Source organism: Actinokineospora sp. NBRC 105648, from assembly GCF_030269645.1.
Classification (GTDB): domain Bacteria; phylum Actinomycetota; class Actinomycetes; order Mycobacteriales; family Pseudonocardiaceae; genus Actinokineospora.
In genome coordinates, this window is sequence record NZ_BSTR01000046.1 from 1 (window position 1) to 16,062 (window position 16,062).

Below are 16,062 nucleotides of genomic sequence, written 5' to 3' on the forward strand. Positions count from 1 at the left end.
CACCACAGAGGCACCCCGACCGATCCGGGCGGCGATGTCCCTGAACTCCAACAACTCCACCAGGCCCCGGGAGATCTCCTCCCGATCAGCCAACGTCAACATCCTGCGCACGACAGGGAATCCTTCCTCACCGAACACCAAGATCACATGCTACGACCGTCTGAACCTGCCCGGGGCTCGATTGGCTGGACTGCCTTCGCGCGGGGCCCCTAGAGCACCGCGGTGGGGAAAAAGCGTGGGGTGAAGAGCATCCCCACACACGGCAAGTTTAGCGGTGCTCTCCCCCCACACGAAGGCAGTCCACCCAATCGAGCACTGACGTAGCGGGCGTTGCGTACCAGCGGGCTCGGCTTCTAGGGATTTAGGGATAAAGGAAAAGGGACTGAGAAAATGGGGCTCGGCTTCGGGGCTGGGGCTGGGGCTGGGGCTTGAGAGTGGAGGGGTGGGGTGTGGGGGCGGGGAGCTTGAGGGATGGGCCGGTGGTGAGGGACTAGTCTCGTTTTCTGCAGCTGATGAGGTAGTAGCCGATCTTTTCCTTGCACAGGGAGAAGACCATGGTGATGCCCTGTTCGAACATCGCGATCCGTTCCTCCCCGTACACCTCCGCCAGTCCCGCTCGCTGCTCCCCCAGCGCAACGAAGAACTCGTCATAGGTCCGTCTGACCTGCGTGGTCCAGTCGAGTGCCTCGAGGACCTCGAACCCCGTCTCCTCGGCCAGTGCTCTGACCTCGGCCAGGTCCGCCGGTGGGTCGTAGATGGTGTTGCCCTTGAGGATCTCCGCTTCCTGTTCGGTCAACTCACCGAGCCTTGGGTACTCGGTGAAGACGAATCGGCCTGTGGGGCGGAGGACTCGGTGGATCTCCGCGAGCCACTGTGCCTTGTTCTCGGCGCTGGGTAGTGAGTCGAAGGCGAGGGCCGCGTCGAAGGATGCGTCGTCGTAGGGCTGGGCGCTCGCGTCCGCCCATTCCACTCGGACTCGGCCGCGTAGGCCTGCCGCGATGACTCGTCGGGCGGCCTCGTCCACCTGCCACGCGCTGACCGTGATGCCGGTGACCTTGACGCCGTGTCGTTGTGCCAAGCGGATCGCTGGTTCGCCTACTCCGCAGCCGACGTCGAGGACGTGCTGGTCCCGGCTCAGGTCGAGGCGGTTGCCGACCTCGGTGGTGAGGCGGTGCATGGCCGCCAGGAAAGGGGTCTGGTCGGTGTCGGACTCCCAGTAGCCGACGTGCAGGTTGCCGCCGACCAGTTCGACCAGTTCGCCGATGTCGTCGTAGTACTGGCCGACCACCTGGCTTGACCGCTCCGGCACGGGCGTCCTCGCTTTCCTCGGTGTCCAGTACGGACTTGTATAGCATTCCCGATGATCACCGCCAAGGCCGCGAGGGCTGAGCTGGGATCCGAGCGCGTTTGGAGTATCGCTCGACGCCGAAGGGTCGTGTTATGTTTCTGAAGTAATCGCCGAGTGACGGAGGTCGGACGTGACGTTGCACCGGGCGACGGCGGCGGTTCGGCGAACGCTCCCGCTGCCCGGGGAGTACCCGTGCGGGCTCGCCTGGGACGGGACCCACCTGTGGCACTCCGACCAGTTGCTCGGCAAGGTGTACGCGCTCGACCCCGGCGACGGGCGGGTGGTGCGGACGCTGGACTGCCCGGCCGTGCGGGCGGACCTCACCTTCGACGGTCGTTGGCTCTGCCAGGTCGGCATGCGCCCCAAACGGCTGCTGCTCATCGACCGGGAGACCGGCGAGCGGGTCGGGCGCCGGGAGGTGCCACCCGCCAGCGGCAGGCTCACCGGTGTCGAGGCGTGCCCCGACGGCATGTGGATGTGCCTTCGCGGCCCGACAGTCCTGCAACTGCGGGAGACCCGTGAGATGACCATCCTGCGCGAGCACCCGGTCGCCGGTGGGCAGCCGTCCGGTCTCACCTGGGCCGACGGTGTGGTCGTGCACGGCGACTACGTCGACCGCAGGCTCCGGGCCACCGACCCGGACACCGGGGCCGAGCTGGGCTCGGTACCGGTGTCGGGGAACCCGACCGGGGTCACCTGGGACGGCGAGCACCTCTGGTACTGCGACTTCCCCGGCAGGCGGATCCACGCCCTGCGGCTGGACGACGTGCTCGGCCACAGCTGACGAACCCGAAGCCCGACACACCCAGACGCACGAGGGGAAGCCTGTGGACCTCACCGTGGCCGCACCACCGAACGGCACCCGGAAACCGCCGCTGCGGGAGCAGTCCTGGGCGCGGATCCGGGAGCTGTTCGCGCTGGCCCCGGACGCCACGCACCTCAACACCGGGACCGTCGGCGCGATGCCGCGCGAGGTGCTCGACACCGCCGACCGGGTCACCCGGGAGTGGACCGGTGGACTGCTCGACGTCTACCCGCCGACCCTCTACCCCGAGCACCGGGCGACGATCGCCAAGGCGTACGGCATCGACCAGGACGAGCTGGTGATCAGCCACAACGCCACCGAGGGCATGGCCAGGGTGATCCACGGCCTGGACCTGCGCGCGGGCGACGAGGTGCTGACCACCAGCCACGAGTGCTACTCGGTGCTGTCGAACTTCAACCTGCTGCGCAACCGGCACGGTGTGGTCATCCGGACCATCACCCCGCCCACCGGCTTCGACGTGCGCGCCGAGGAGGTCGTGGCGCTGTTCGAGCAGTCGATCACGCCGCGCACCAAAGTGCTCGCCTTCGCCGGGATCACCCTGTTCACCGGGATGATGCTGCCGATCCGGGCGCTGTGCGAGCTCGCCCACCGGCACGGCCTGACCACCGTGATCGACGGCGCGCTGCTGGCCGGGATGCTCGACTGCGACTTCCGCGCGACCGGCGCGGACTTCATCTCCTGCTCCGGCTCGAAGTTCCAGTGCGGGCCGCTGGGCACCGGCCTGCTCTACGTGCGCAACAAGGTCCACCCCGAGCACAACCCGTTGCCGCTGCCCGAGTTCTGGCCGATCATCTCCACCTGGTACCCGATGCAGGGCGCGCCGCCGCCGCGCACCACCACCTCGGTGGAGAGCTGCAACATCGGCGACTACCTGCAGAGCGCGGGCAGTGCCAGCATCGCCCGGGGCGCCGCGCTGGCCCGGGCGTGCGAGCTGTGGGACGAGATCGGCCGCGACCGGATCGAGCGGCGGGTGTTCGAGTTGGCCGAGCACGCCCGGGGCAGGCTCGCCGAGCGGTTCGGCACGGCGGCGATGTACTCCCCCGGCAGTGACCCGGGGCTGCGCTCGCCGCTCATCGCCTTCCACCCGTTCACCGACCCGCGCGACGCCTGGAACGTCAAGAAGGTCGCGGAGTTCGTCGCGCGGCTCGAGTCCGAACACCGGATCTGGACCCGCTGGACCGAGTTCGACGTGCCGGGCTCGCCGCACCAGCACTACGCGGCGCGGATCTGCACGCACATCTTCAACGACCACACCGAGATCGACCGCGCCGTGGACGTCATGGGCAGGCTGGCCGCGGCCATGTCCTGACCGCCCGTGGTCCCCGGTTGGTCGCGTCCCAGTCGATCCAGCGCACCGCGGAGGAACCCAGCAGATGACCGACCCCCAGCCCCGCGCAGGCGGCGACCTGCGCCTGCCCGGCGACCCGGAGCTCCCCGAGCCGCTCGCCACGCACGGGCACCCGATGACCGCGGTGGCCCGGCTGTGCGGCAGGCAGCTGTTCACCTACCGCGGCGACGCCACCCCGGGCAGCTGGCAGGCCGTGGCGCCGGTGCCGGACCTGGCCTCGGCGATCCCGTCGATCTACAACGCCGGGCTCGGCGCGCGTGGCACGTCGTACGTGATCCGGTTGCGCCCCAACGTCTTCTGGGACACCGAGCCGCCTCGGGCGGTGGTCGCGCAGGATGTGATCCGCGGGCTGAAGCGGCTGTGCACGCCGTTCCACACCTCCACCGCGCTCCCCTACCTGCTGAGCACGATCCGGGGCCTGGCCGAGTACCGCGACGGGCACCCCGAGTCCCTGCGCACACCGGCCGACCTGGCCGAGTACGCGGCGGCGCACGAGATCGCCGGTGTGTTCGCCCTCGACGACGAGACGCTGGTCGTCGAGTTGTCGCACCCCGCCCTGGATCTCGTGGACATCCTGGCGATGCCGTGCGTCTCCCCCGCCCCGGTGGAGTACGACGCCTACCTGCCCGACAGCCCCGAGGTCCGCCGGAACCTGCGCAGCACCGGCCCGTACCGACCCATGCCGGGCCCGGCCGGTCGACTCGTTCTGGCGCACAACCCGGCCTGGCGCGCCGAGTCAGAACCGGTGCGCGGCAGGCACCTCGACACGATCACCATCACCCGGGACGCCACTGGGACCGACCGGCCACCCGCTTTCCTCGGCCTGGATCCCTACCTGGCGCTCAACACCCGCGGGCCGGGGCCGCTGCGTTCCCGGGAGCTGCGCCGAGCGGTCGCGCGGGCGGTCGCCCGCTCGGGCCCGTCCGGCACGGCCCGCCCAGCGCACACCATCGTGCCCCCAGGCCATGACGGTCACCAGGAGTCCACAGTGGATCGCCCGGTGGACTTCACGGACGCGGGCCGCGCGGACGGCGTCGAGCTGACCGTCGCGCACCCGGACACCCGACGCGGCGGCGCGGCGGCCAGACAGGTCGCGCTCGACCTGGCCAAGATCGGCGCGAAGGTCCACTTGCGACCGCTGGCCCAGCCCGCCTACGCGGTCCTGATGACCAGGCGCGAGCACGCCGAGGCGGGCGAATGGGACATCGCCGTAGGTTCCTGGCACGCAGACTGGCTACACGCCAACGGTCGCGCGTTCCTGCTGCCCCTATGCCACTCCGGCAGCGTGACCAACCCCGGCGGCAACGGCGACCCCCGCGTGGACGAGCTGATCGACGAGGCACTCGCCGCCCAGGACGATCCCACCAGGTCGACCGCGGCCCTGCGGGAAGCCGAGCGCCGCGCGCTCGCCGACGCCGCGATCATCCCCGTGCTGTTCCGCCCACCACCGGTCGAGGTGCCGCGCGACCCGGCCGTGCGCGGTCTCACCACCCTGTCCGCCCTCGGCGGCGCCCTCGACCTGGCCGGCGTGTGGCTCGACCTACCGGACACGAGCATCGGGACGACCAAACCAGCGGCGGCCGACCCAGCCGAACTCGAGAGCACGGAGGCCCGGTCATGACCGACCACCCGCGCCGGGGCGGCGTGCTGCGCCTCTACGGCCCCGGCAGCATGGACCACGTCGACCCGGCGACCTCGTTCTTCATGCTCTCCGGGCAGATCATCCGGCTGTTCACCCGGCAGCTGTTCGCCTACCCGCCGATCGAGGGCCTGCGCGACTGGCGCGAGCTGAACCCGGTCGCCGACGTCGCCACCGAGATCCCGACGGTGGCCAACGGCGGGATCAGCGCCGACCGGCTCACCTACACCGTCCACCTGCGCCCAGGAGTCCGCTGGGACACCTCCCCCGAGCGCGAGGTGACCGCGGCGGACTTCGTGCGGGGCTTCAAGCGGATGTGCAACCCGGTGCTGCGCAGCGGCGCCATCCACTACTTCACCAGCACGATCGTGGGTATGGCCGAGTTCTGCGACGCCTACACCGCCGCCGTCCCCGCCGACCCGTCCCCGGCCGACCTCGCCGGGTTCCAGGACACCCACGAGATCGCCGGGCTGCGCGCGCCGGACGACCGCACGCTCGAGTTCCACCTGCTGCGCCCGGCCACCGACTTCATCCACATCCTGGCCACCGCGTTCACCTCGCCCGCGCCGGTGGAGTACGACGCGTTCCTGCCCGACAGCGACGAGTTCCGCCGGGGCGTGCGCTCGTGCGGGCCGTACCGGCTCACCGAGTACGTCCACGGCGAGCGGCTGCACCTGGACCCGAACCCGAGCTGGCGCAAGGAGGCCGACCCGGTGCGCTGCGGGCACCTCGACGGCGTGCACGTCACGATGGTGCCCACCGCGACCCCGGCCGAGGTGGAGCACCAGATCCGCAGCGGCGCGGCCGACCTGTCCTGGGCCTCGCCGGTCACCGAGCCCTACGCGGTCAACCCGGCGAACCCGGAGGACAACCTCGGCTACGCGGTCAACCCGTACCTGGCCTTCAACATGGTCAGCCCGAACGCCGACGGCGCCGTCACCAAGCTCAAGGTCCGGCAGGCGATCGCGTTCGCGGTGAACAAGGCCGCCATGATCGACATCTTCGACAACCTCAGCGCGGGCACGGTCATGTGGCCCGCGCACACCGCGATCCCACCGGGCAACTACGGCTACCGCGACTACGACCTCTACCCCACCCCCGGCGACCGCGGCGACCCGGACCGGGCCCGCGCCCTGCTGGTCGAGGCCGGGTACGGCGACGGGCTCACCCTCACCGTCGTGCACCGCGACATGGACGCCAACCCCGAGGTCGCCCAGCAGCTCGAGGTGGACCTGGCCAAGATCGGCATCAGCCTGCGGCTGGTCGGCTTCGGCCACGCCGAGCACTACCCGCGGCTGCAGGACCCGGCGAACGCCCGCGCGGGCACCTGGGACATCGCGGTCGCGGCGTGGACCCCGGACTGGTTCGGCGACAACGGCCGCGCGTTCCTGCAGCCGATGTTCCAGACGAACGCGGTCGCGGGCACCGGCAACTACGGCTGCTACAGCAACCCGGAGGTCGACCGGCTGATCGACCACGCGCTCTCGCTGAGCGACCCGGACGCGGCGAGCGCCGCGTGGCACGAGGTCGACCTGCTGATCATGCGGGACGCGGCGATCGTGCCGGTCCTGGTGCACGCGCCCACGATCCCGCACCTGCGCGGCGCGCGGGTGCGCAACGCGATCGCGATGCCGACGGTGGACCGCTGGTTCGATCTGTCGAACCTGTGGTTGGAAGAGTGAGCCATGATTAACCGAATCGCATGGATCGGACCACGAACATTTTCCCGAGACATACCGACAGTAGTGTCCGTCTGGGCTGTTCGAGTGGATTCGGGACCTGATCTTGTGACTTGCCAAGGGTTCTCGGTGCGGTAACATCATGAACATTCGACGACGCGATCCGGGGCGGACTTCTCTTCGCGCGGCGCCGATATCCGATTCCCCATTCCGCGCGCCATCGCGCCGTCCCATTCCCGCGAAACCGGCAGCACCCGAACAACGACAGGAGCGGGTGGCACTCGTGAGCACCACGCGGTTCGACCCGGCCCGGTTCAAGGCCACCCAGCGGGCCAACTGGGACGCGATGAGCGGCGGCTGGCTGTCCTGGCAGGAGAAGTTCGAGCGCGGCGCGGGCCCGGTCAGCGAGCGGCTGCTGGCGCTGGCCGACGTGCGGGCCGGGCAGCGGGTCCTCGACATCGGCACCGGGATCGGCGAGCCCGCGGTGCGCGCGGCCGAGCTGGTCGGCGAGCGCGGCGCGGTCGTGGCGGTCGACCTGTCCGCGGAGATGGTCGAGATCGCCCGGCGGCGCTCGGCCGGGCTGGGCACCGTCGAGGTGCGCCAGGGCGACGTGGAGACCCTCGACCTGCCCGCGGGCTCCTTCGACGCGGCGCTGAGCCGCTGGGGCCTGATGTTCGCCGTCGACCACCTCGCCGCGTTCGGCGCGGTGGCCCGGGTGCTGCGGCCGGGCGGCACGCTGGCGGCCTCGGTGTGGGGGCCGCCGGAGACCGCGCCGATGGTCTCGCGCGGGTTCCGGGTGCTCGCCGAGCGGCTGGAGCTGCCCACCCCACCGCCGGGTGAGCCCAGCCCGTACAGCATGTCCGATCCGGACCAGCTCGAGTACGAGCTGCGCGCGGCCGGGTTCTCCGAGGTCGAGATCACCGACTTCAGCGCGCCGTTCTGGCTGACCGACCCGCGGGAGTACGTCGAGTTCTACCGCACCTGCTCACCGCCGGGCCTGCTCACCATGATCGCGGACCGGTTCGGCAGCGCGGACGACCCGGGCACCTGGGACGCGATCGCCGCCTCGGTGGAGCCCTACCGCGCCGACGACGGCCGGATCGAGCTGCCGAGCCGCACGCTGCTGGTGCGCGCCGTGACCCCGTCGAGGTAGCCGTGCGCACCGCGGACTCCCGGGCGGCACCGGTCCTGCTCGACGGGGGCGTCGCGACCGACCTGCAACGCGCCGGGGTCGCGGTCCGCCCGCCGTGGTGGACGAGCGCCGCGCTGCGCACCGAGGCGCATCGGCGGGTGCTGCGCGGCGTGCACGCCGCACACCTGGACGCCGGTGCCCGGGTGGTCACCGCCAACACCTTCCGCTGCCACGAGGCCACCCTGCGGCGGGCGGGCGCCGGGCCCGCCGAGCGGGTGGCCCTGGTCGGCACCGCGGTCCGGCTCGCCCAGCAGGCCCGCACCGAGACCGGCGCGGCCGCGCTGGTGGCGGGCTCGCTGGCGCCGGTGGCCGACTGCTACCGGCCCGACCTCGTGCCGCCCGAGGTCGAGCTGCGCACCCAGCACGGCACGCTGGCCGCCGACCTGGTCCGCGCCGGGGTCGACCTGGTGCTGGTGGAGACGATGAACACGCTGCGCGAGGCCCGGGTCGCGCTGGCCGCCGCGCTCGCGGTCGGCGCCCGCGCCTGGGTCTCCTTCGTCTGCCGCGCCGACGCCCGGCTGCTCTCCGGCGAGCCGCTCGGGGTCGCCGCGCGGGCCGTGGAGCGCGACGGCGCCGAGACGGTCCTGGTCAACTGCGGCACGCCGGCGGACACCACGCGGTGCCTGGCCGAGCTCACCGAGTGCTGCGCCGGGCCGATCGGCGCCTACCCCAACATCGAGGACCGCGCGGGCCTGGCCGACGGCGCGCACGTCGATCGGCCCGTGCCACCCGCACTGTCCCCTGTGGACTTCGCGGACCTGCTGGCGGGCTGGCACACCCGGTTCCGGCCCGCGGTCCTCGGCGGCTGCTGCGGCACCTCCCCCGCCCACCTGCGCGCCGCCTCGGCGCGCCTGCGCCCCACCGAACCCGCGTCCCCGGAGGCCCGCACGTGACGACCCAGCAGCACCGCAACCTGGCGGCGATGTTCGAGATCTTCGACGTCACGGCGGACGGCTACCTGACCGTGGACGACTTCGCCGCCCACGCCAAGAGCACCTGCGGCGCCCTGCGGCTGGCCGACGGGTCGCCGCACTGGACCACCATCCACACCGCGCTCGACGCCTGGTGGGAGCACCTGCGCGCGCACTGGGGCGACGACGACCGGATCCCGACCCCGGTCTGCGTGACGATCATGGCCGAGGAACTCGTCGACGACCCGGTGTTCTTCGACGCCACGGTGGGACCGATCGCCCGCACGGTCTTCCAGGTCCTCGACGCCGACGGCGACGAGTCGATCACCGCGGCCGAGTACACCGCGGTCTACCTCGCCTCCGGGCTCACCGAGGAGATCGCGCTCGGCGCCTTCGCCCAGATCGACGCCGACGGCGACGGCCGGATCGACACCGGGGAGTTCGTCGCGGTGGTGCGCGAGGCGTTCACCTCCACCGACCCGGACGCCCCCGGCGCCTGGTTCTTCGGCGTGCGCCCGTCCTGATGGCGCGCCGAGCACGGAGAAGTCACGAATGGAGTAGAGATGGCCACTGATCTGCAGCGACGCAAGTACGAGAAGGCCTTCGACCGGTTCGACGTGAACCGCGACGGGGTCCTGCAGCGCAACGACATCACCGCCACGGCGAAGATCTGGTGCGAGACCTTCGACGTGCGGCCGGAGTCGGAGGAGGGCAACCGGATCACCGGGCTGGCGGACAAGCTGTGGGACGACATCCTGGCCGCGACCGACACCGACCAGGGCGGCACGGTGTCCAAGGACGAGTGGACCACGGCGATGGAGCGGCCGGACTTCGTGGAGAAGGTGGCGCTGCCGTTCGCGCTCGCGGTGTTCGACATCGCCGACAGCGACAACAGCGGCAGGCTCAGCGTCAACGAGATGATCGCCGCGCAGAGCCGCTCCGGGATCAGCGAGGACGAGACCCGGCGGATGTTCGACGCCCTCGACGCCGACAGCGACGGCGAGGTGCACCGCGACGAGTACGCCGCGGCGATCCGCGAGTTCTACCTCAGCGACGACCCGAACGCCGTCGGCAACCTCATGGTGGGCGACCTGTCCTGAAGCAGGAGCCGGACTCCTGTCGTGGCCCGAACCCACGGCAGGAGTCCACTGTCGACGGTGCGTCAGCCCGCGCGGACGCCGGTGGTGATCAGGGTCTCGCCCGTCATCACCACCGGTCCGTCCGGGAAGGCCGACCGCAGCTCGGCGATGGCGTCCGCGCGGATCGCCGCGCGCAGGTCCGGGCCGATCGAGCGCAGCAGCAGGATGAACGGCCCGGCGGCCTGCTCGCACACGTCCCAGTACTCCTCGGCGCTGCCCGCGCCGACGATCGGGTGGTCGGCCACCTCGGTCATCACCTCGACGAACCCGGCGGCGGTGTAGAGCGCCTCCAGCTCGGCGGGCTCGGAGAGCGAGACGGTGCCCGGCACGTCCGGGTCGGGATCCGGGATCAGCGTGGGCATGTCGATGTGCCGGGCCACCACGTCCTCCAGCAACCGCAACGAAGTGCACCGCTGCGGTGAGCCGACCGTCATCGCCACCAACCGCCCACCCGGCCGCAGCGCCTCGTGCAGCGCGGCCACCGCGCGCCCGGGCTCGACCATGTACTGCAACCCGGCCCGGCAGGTCGCCGCGTCGAAACTGCCCGCCGGCACCCCGAGCTCGTACTCGCTCGGCACCTCCCGGAAGTCCACTGTGGTCAGTCCATGCGCGTCCGCCCAGGCCCGTGCCCCGGCCACCATGTCCGCCGAGATGTCCAGGCCCAGCACGAAACCGGTCGGCCCCACCGCCTCGGCCAACTGCGCCACCGGAACCCCGACGCCGCAGGCGAGGTCCACCACCCGATCACCCGCCCGCGGCCGGACCAGTTCCACCATCCGCCGCGCGCTCGGGACCGCCGCGTCGGCGAAGTTCGCCCGGTACTTCACCCAGCCCACAGCGGAGAGCTGCCACTCCTCGCGCTTGTCCGCCCGCAGTGCCGCCACGCTCATCCGCTTCCTCCATCGGGGTTCTTCATCGCCGGATCGGGGCCCGGAAGGTCGACGGGCCAGGCAGATGCCTTATATACTTCGGAAAACTACACCCTTGTGCCGTGCGGCGGAACTGTCCCGGCCGGGCGGAGAGGGACGGATGGCCATCAGGCGCGACTACGAACGGGACTGCGGCCTGGCGGTCGGCCTCGGCGTGATCGGTGAACGCTGGACCCTGCTCGTGGTCCGCGAACTGCTCATCGGCCCGGCCCGGTTCACCGCGCTGCTGGCCAACATGCCCGGTATCGGCCCGAACCTGCTCTCCGACCGCCTCAGAACCCTGGCGGGCCACGGCGTCGTGGAACGCGTCCCCATCCCCGGCGACGGCCGCGCCACCCGCTACCAGCTCACCGAACTGGGCGAACAACTACGCCACCCACTCCTCGCCCTGGCCCGCTGGGGCCTGGGCTTCCTCCGCGACGACGACCGAGCAGGCACCACCCGCGCCGAGTGGGGATTCCTGGCGGTGCAGTCGATGATCTCCCGGGACGCGGTACCGGAGGTGGACGACACCTACGAGTTCCGCGTGGACCAGCAGTCCTTCGTCATCGAGATCCGCGCGGGCGACGTCCGCTTCGCCCGGGGCACAGCAACAACAGCCCCGGACATGACGGTCGAATGCGACGCCGACACCTTCATCCGAGTAGGCGCCAGACTGTTGTCACCAGCCGAGGCGGTCGTGGGCGGCCAGGTCCGCATCACCGGCGACCCCCACGCCGCACAGCGGTGCATACAACTACTGGGCCTCAGCTGACCCCGCCCCACCCCACTCCCACCAACCCGCACACCGACACACCATCCCCCGGCAACCGACCCCCGCCCGGCAGCCCGTAGTCACACTTGGCGTAGGGGAAGCAGGAGCAGACAGGACACCACGATGCGCCCACTCCTCATCCTGGTAGGCATCGGCTACGAACCCCACCGCGGCTACCTACTCCGCTCCATAGCCCACACCACCGACGTCTGGCTACTCGACCACAACCCCCCAACCTGGGAAACCCCCCACATCGTCGGCTGCACCCCCACCGACATCCGCAACGGCGAGAACATCCGAAAAGCAGCGGAAGACGTCGCGGCGAGGCACCAGGTCGACGGCATCCTGTGCTGGGACGAGCTCAAGATGGAGAACACCGCCCGGGTCGCCGAGAAGCTCAACCTCCCCGGCGTCCCCCCGGACACCATCGACCGCTGTCGGGACAAACACCGCACCCGCACCGCCCTCGACAACGCCGGAGTCCCCCAACCACGCTCGATCGCCGTCGACTCCCCCGCGGCCGCCGCCGCGGCCGCCGACCGAATCGGTTACCCCGTCGTCCTCAAACCGCGCGCCCTCGGCGCAAGCATGGGCGTAACGCTCGTGAAGGACCCAACCGACCTCGCCGACGCCTACGCCCACACCCGCGCGCAAGAAGTCGACCAGGCACGGCACTACGACTTCGGTGTCCTGGTGGAAGAGTTCGCCGACGGCCCGGAGTTCAGCGTGGACTCCTGTGTGGTGGACGGCAAGGTCACCCCGCTCTTCCTGGCCCGCAAGACAAGCGGCTTCGCCCCGTACTTCGAGGAGGTCGGGCACACGGTCGACGGAGCCGACCCCCTGCTGGCCGACCCGGACCTACGCACCCTGCTGGACACCGCGCACCGAGCGCTCGCCTTCGACTCCGGCATGACCCACATCGAGCTCCGCCACACCGCCACCGGGTGGTCGGTCATCGAGGTGAACTGCCGGCTCGGCGGCGACCTCGTCCCGTTCCTCGGCCACGCCGCCACCGGCATCGACCCGGGTCAGGTTGCCGCCGCGGTGGCCTGCGGTCGGACACCGGACACCACCGCGACCAGGTCCACCGTCGCGGCCATCCGGTTCCTCTACCCGGATGCCGCGGTCACCGTCGACGCGGTGCACATCGACGAATCCCTGCTGCCGAAGGGAATCCTGCTCGCCGCGCCGCTGGCGGAACCGGGCACCGAGGTGGCGCCGCCGCCGGCCGGGCACGTGTGGGGCCGGTACGCGATGGTCGCCGCCACCGGCGCCACCGCGGCCGAGTGCCAGGCCACTGTGGACGCGGCGACCGGGGCGGTGTCGCTGGTCGCGCGCTGAGCGGGCGGGTCCGCGCCGACTGGGCATTGACTCTTACTTAGGAAATATATAGTGTCATTGTCGAGACGCTCGCCCGGCGCAGTCCGCTCACCGGTGGTCGACCACCGCTCCCCACTTCCCCACTGGAGGACATCCGTGGAACGGGAAACCTACGAGTCGCTCAACCTCGCACCGAAGCCGATCCGACCGCACATCCTGGCGGCGGCCACGATCGTCTACGGCGACGACTACTACAACGGCAAGCGGGAGACGATCAACCTCTCCGGCTTTGTGCAGATGAACAAGTGGCCGATGCCCGGCTTCGAGCACCGGGTGGACGACAAGGGCCGGGCGACCTTCGACACCGAGCTGATCAGCGCCCCCGAGGTCGGCATCAAGGGCTTCAGCTACGAGCTCAACGACCGGATCCAGATCCTGTCGAACCCGCTGCTGCCCAACACCGGCCACGTGCGCCAGATCGCGCCGGGCAAGAACTTCCCGGCCGAGTTCCACATCCAGCGCTTCGGCATCCTGGAGACCAGCACGCTGCGCCTGGTGCACCGCAACGTCATCGACATCTACGGCGTGGTCGACGCCATCCCGCCGTTCAAGAAGCCGCTCACCGGCGGCTACCTCGGCGTGCCGCGCGGCGACCAGCCGATCGAGCTGGTGCAGGCGCCCAACGTGGTGCGCGGCACCACGCTGCCCGAGGCCTGGTACCCCTCGACCGAGGACAACCGGTCGATCGGGATCACCCCCACGGTGTTCTTCGCCGACAGCCCGGCGGCCTGCATGTCCATGCTGGTCGACCCGTCGATGATCATCCAGACCTCCACCGAGGCCACGCTGACCCTCGAGGTCGGCGGGCGCACGGTCAAGGTCGAGCTGGCGGGCAGCCACGCGCTGGCCGCGGGCATGGAGATCCTGCTGTTCGGGCCGGAGAAGCACGACGAGGGCACCGGGGTGCTGGCCCAGATCGCCCGGGTGGCCATGGTCGGCGAGTGCGCCGAGCTCGGCGGCCGGGTGATGCTGCGGGCGAGCTGGCCCAAGCCCTCGGGCGGCACCCTGGGCGAGGGCACCGAGGACTCGCTCTCCCGGGTCAAGTTCCCCGGCGAGCTGCACTTCGACGCCGAGTTCGACCTGGTCACCCCGAACGAGGTGCTCTACGCCACCAGCCCGGTGCACCTCTCGGGCAGCCTGCGCGACCTCGACCCGCAGGGCACCGGCCTGAGCATGTCCGGGCCGGGCACCGCGCTGGTGACCACCTCGGACACCCAGCGGGCCCGGATCACCGGTCTCACGCTGGCGATGCGCGAGTCCATCGTCGGCCAGCACGCCAACGTCAACGCCTGACCGCACGGCAGACGAGTCCGCCTCTTCCGGACCCCACGCACCGGGGTCCGGAAGGGGCTTTCCAGCGCCCGGGGAGTCGGTTGTGGACAGTCGCTCGCTGGTGATGCACCAGGCCATGCTCGCCGACCGGGTCCGGCTGCGCGCCTACGACCGGGCGCTGGCGCACGCCGTGCGACCGGGCGACACCGTGCTCGACGTCGGCGCCGGGCTGCTGGCGCTGGGCATGATGGCGCTGCGGCACGGCGCCGCGCACGTGTACGCGGTGGAGGGCGATCCGGTCACCGCGGCGGTGGCGGCCCGGATCGCCGACGACAACGGGCTCAGCGGCAAGCTCACCGTGCTCCACGGCGACGCCCGCACCGTCGAGCTGCCGACCCGGGTAGACGTGATCGTCGCCGAGCTGATGGGCAACATCGGCCCGGAGGAGGAGATGCCGGAGATCCTGGCCGCGGTGGCCAGGCGGTCGCTGGCCCCCGGCGGGCGCGTGGTGCCGCAGCGGCTGACAACCACGCTCACCGCGATCGAGTTCGACGGCGAGGGCTGGGGCCTGTGGAGCGGCGACGCGCTGGGCTACCGGCTCGACGCCGTCCAGGAGTACAGCGAACCGGCCGCCCACCTGCACTTCTTCCAACGCGAACCGCGTGCGCTCAGCGCCCCCGTGCCGATCGGCGACAGCAACCTGGGCGCCTCGGCGCACGGGGTCACCGCGGCGGCGCGCAAGCTCCGGATCACCCGGCCGGGCACCCTGCACGCGGTCATGGGCTCGTTCACCGCGACCCTGGCCCCCGGGGTCACCCTGTCGAACTTCCCCTCCTACCCCGGGTGCAACTGGGGCGTGTGGATCTGGCCGCTGCGGCACACCGCCGTCGAGGCAGGCGACGTGCTGCGCGCCCGGGTGCTGGTCCCGGAGAACGTGCGGGTGGCCACGGACTGGCGCCTGGAGTGCGGGATCAGCAGGCGGGGGGCGTCGTGACCATCCTGGCGGGCATCGTGCGCGATCTGCCGGTGGAGGCGCTGAACCTGTGCGGGGTGACCTGGACCGGGGAGTTCCTCTGGTTCTCCGAGGCGTTCAGCGGGCGGATCACCGCCATCGACCCGGTCACCGGCGAGCTGGGCGGCGAGGTGGCCTGCGCCGACATCCGAGCGGACCTGACTACTGTGGACGGTCAGCTGCTGCAGGTCGTCGGCGACCGGCACGACCTGCGGCTGCTCGACCCGGAGAGCGGCCGGGTGCTCGCCGAGTACCCGAACCCGCGCCCCGGCCACCAGCTCACCGGGCTGGAGGCCTGCCGCGACGGGCTCTGGCTCGGCTACGCCGACCTGCGGGTGCTCGACCTGCGCGACCGGCACGACTTCCGGCTGCTGGACTGCGTCCCGGTGCGCCGCGCGCCCTCGGGGCTGACGGTGTCCGATGGCTACGTCGTCTACGCCGACCGGCCGGGCGCGATGATCACCCTCGTGGACACGGCGAAGCGCCGCGAACAGGTCGCCGTCCGGGTCTGGGGCAACCCGACCGGGCTGACCTGGGACGGCAGCCTGATCTGGTACTGCGACCACGCCACCTTGCAGCTGCGGGCGGTGGAACTGCCCGGTTTCCAACGGTTCTGACACTCCCCCGAGGTGG

Annotated in this window: 16 protein-coding genes; 13 read left to right on the forward strand and 3 right to left on the reverse strand. The window is 71.3% G+C overall.

The window, feature by feature from the left end:
• The coding region (locus QSK30_RS37010) for a helix-turn-helix domain-containing protein (protein ID WP_352231640.1) at positions 1–102 on the reverse strand (102 nt) is incomplete at its 3' end.
• 388 nt (positions 103–490) lie between these two features.
• Positions 491–1,309, reverse strand: a complete 819-nt coding sequence (locus QSK30_RS29100; protein WP_285507678.1) for an SAM-dependent methyltransferase — start codon at positions 1,307–1,309, stop codon at positions 491–493.
• A gap of 169 nt (positions 1,310–1,478) precedes the next feature.
• On the opposite strand from QSK30_RS29100, the gene QSK30_RS29105 reads away from it, so the two are divergent.
• From QSK30_RS29105 to QSK30_RS29140, 8 genes are all read left to right on the forward strand, one after another.
• The gene (locus QSK30_RS29105) at positions 1,479–2,132 is read left to right on the forward strand and encodes an NHL repeat-containing protein (protein WP_285507680.1); all 654 of its coding nucleotides are present in this window, start codon (positions 1,479–1,481) and stop codon (positions 2,130–2,132) included.
• A 55-nt stretch (positions 2,133–2,187) separates the two neighbouring features.
• Complete coding sequence (locus tag QSK30_RS29110; protein ID WP_285507682.1) at positions 2,188–3,483, forward strand: aminotransferase class V-fold PLP-dependent enzyme; 1,296 nt, start codon at positions 2,188–2,190, stop codon at positions 3,481–3,483.
• Positions 3,484–3,547: 64 nt separating this feature from the next.
• Positions 3,548–5,143, forward strand: coding sequence for an ABC transporter substrate-binding protein (locus QSK30_RS29115; protein WP_285507684.1), 1,596 nt, complete (start codon positions 3,548–3,550; stop codon positions 5,141–5,143).
• Positions 5,140–6,843, forward strand: a complete 1,704-nt coding sequence (locus QSK30_RS29120) for an ABC transporter substrate-binding protein (RefSeq protein WP_285507685.1) — start codon at positions 5,140–5,142, stop codon at positions 6,841–6,843. The genes QSK30_RS29115 and QSK30_RS29120 overlap by 4 nt, the downstream gene beginning before the upstream one ends.
• Before the next feature lie 280 nt (positions 6,844–7,123).
• The gene (locus QSK30_RS29125) at positions 7,124–7,993 is read left to right on the forward strand and encodes a class I SAM-dependent methyltransferase (RefSeq protein WP_285507687.1); all 870 of its coding nucleotides are present in this window, start codon (positions 7,124–7,126) and stop codon (positions 7,991–7,993) included.
• A gap of 2 nt (positions 7,994–7,995) precedes the next feature.
• Entirely contained in the window at positions 7,996–8,925 is a 930-nt protein-coding gene (locus tag QSK30_RS29130) for a homocysteine S-methyltransferase family protein (RefSeq protein WP_285507689.1), read from the forward strand.
• A complete protein-coding gene (locus tag QSK30_RS29135; protein ID WP_285507691.1) occupies positions 8,922–9,467 on the forward strand; it encodes an EF-hand domain-containing protein in 546 nt (181 codons plus the stop codon). The genes QSK30_RS29130 and QSK30_RS29135 overlap by 4 nt, the downstream gene beginning before the upstream one ends.
• Before the next feature lie 39 nt (positions 9,468–9,506).
• Positions 9,507–10,043, forward strand: a complete 537-nt coding sequence (locus QSK30_RS29140; RefSeq protein ID WP_285507692.1) for an EF-hand domain-containing protein — start codon at positions 9,507–9,509, stop codon at positions 10,041–10,043.
• A gap of 62 nt (positions 10,044–10,105) precedes the next feature.
• Here QSK30_RS29140 and QSK30_RS29145 read toward each other — a convergent pair whose 3' ends face one another.
• The gene (locus QSK30_RS29145; protein ID WP_285507694.1) at positions 10,106–10,972 is read right to left on the reverse strand and encodes a class I SAM-dependent methyltransferase; all 867 of its coding nucleotides are present in this window, start codon (positions 10,970–10,972) and stop codon (positions 10,106–10,108) included.
• 139 nt (positions 10,973–11,111) lie between these two features.
• Between QSK30_RS29145 and QSK30_RS29150 the strand changes: the two genes are divergently transcribed.
• From QSK30_RS29150 to QSK30_RS29170, 5 genes are all read left to right on the forward strand, one after another.
• Positions 11,112–11,765 (forward strand): winged helix-turn-helix transcriptional regulator, encoded by a 654-nt coding sequence (locus QSK30_RS29150; protein WP_285507696.1) that lies wholly within the window; start codon positions 11,112–11,114, stop codon positions 11,763–11,765.
• Positions 11,766–11,888: 123 nt separating this feature from the next.
• Entirely contained in the window at positions 11,889–13,106 is a 1,218-nt protein-coding gene (locus QSK30_RS29155) for an ATP-grasp domain-containing protein (protein ID WP_285507699.1), read from the forward strand.
• A 135-nt stretch (positions 13,107–13,241) separates the two neighbouring features.
• On the forward strand, positions 13,242–14,438 hold the full coding sequence (locus QSK30_RS29160; RefSeq protein ID WP_285507701.1) for a DUF6004 family protein: 1,197 nt from the start codon (positions 13,242–13,244) through the stop codon (positions 14,436–14,438).
• Between the two features lie 82 nt (positions 14,439–14,520).
• Entirely contained in the window at positions 14,521–15,411 is an 891-nt protein-coding gene (locus QSK30_RS29165; RefSeq protein ID WP_285507703.1) for a class I SAM-dependent methyltransferase, read from the forward strand.
• The gene (locus QSK30_RS29170) at positions 15,408–16,046 is read left to right on the forward strand and encodes an NHL repeat-containing protein (protein WP_285507704.1); all 639 of its coding nucleotides are present in this window, start codon (positions 15,408–15,410) and stop codon (positions 16,044–16,046) included. The genes QSK30_RS29165 and QSK30_RS29170 overlap by 4 nt, the downstream gene beginning before the upstream one ends.
• Positions 16,047–16,062: the final 16 nt, after the last annotated feature.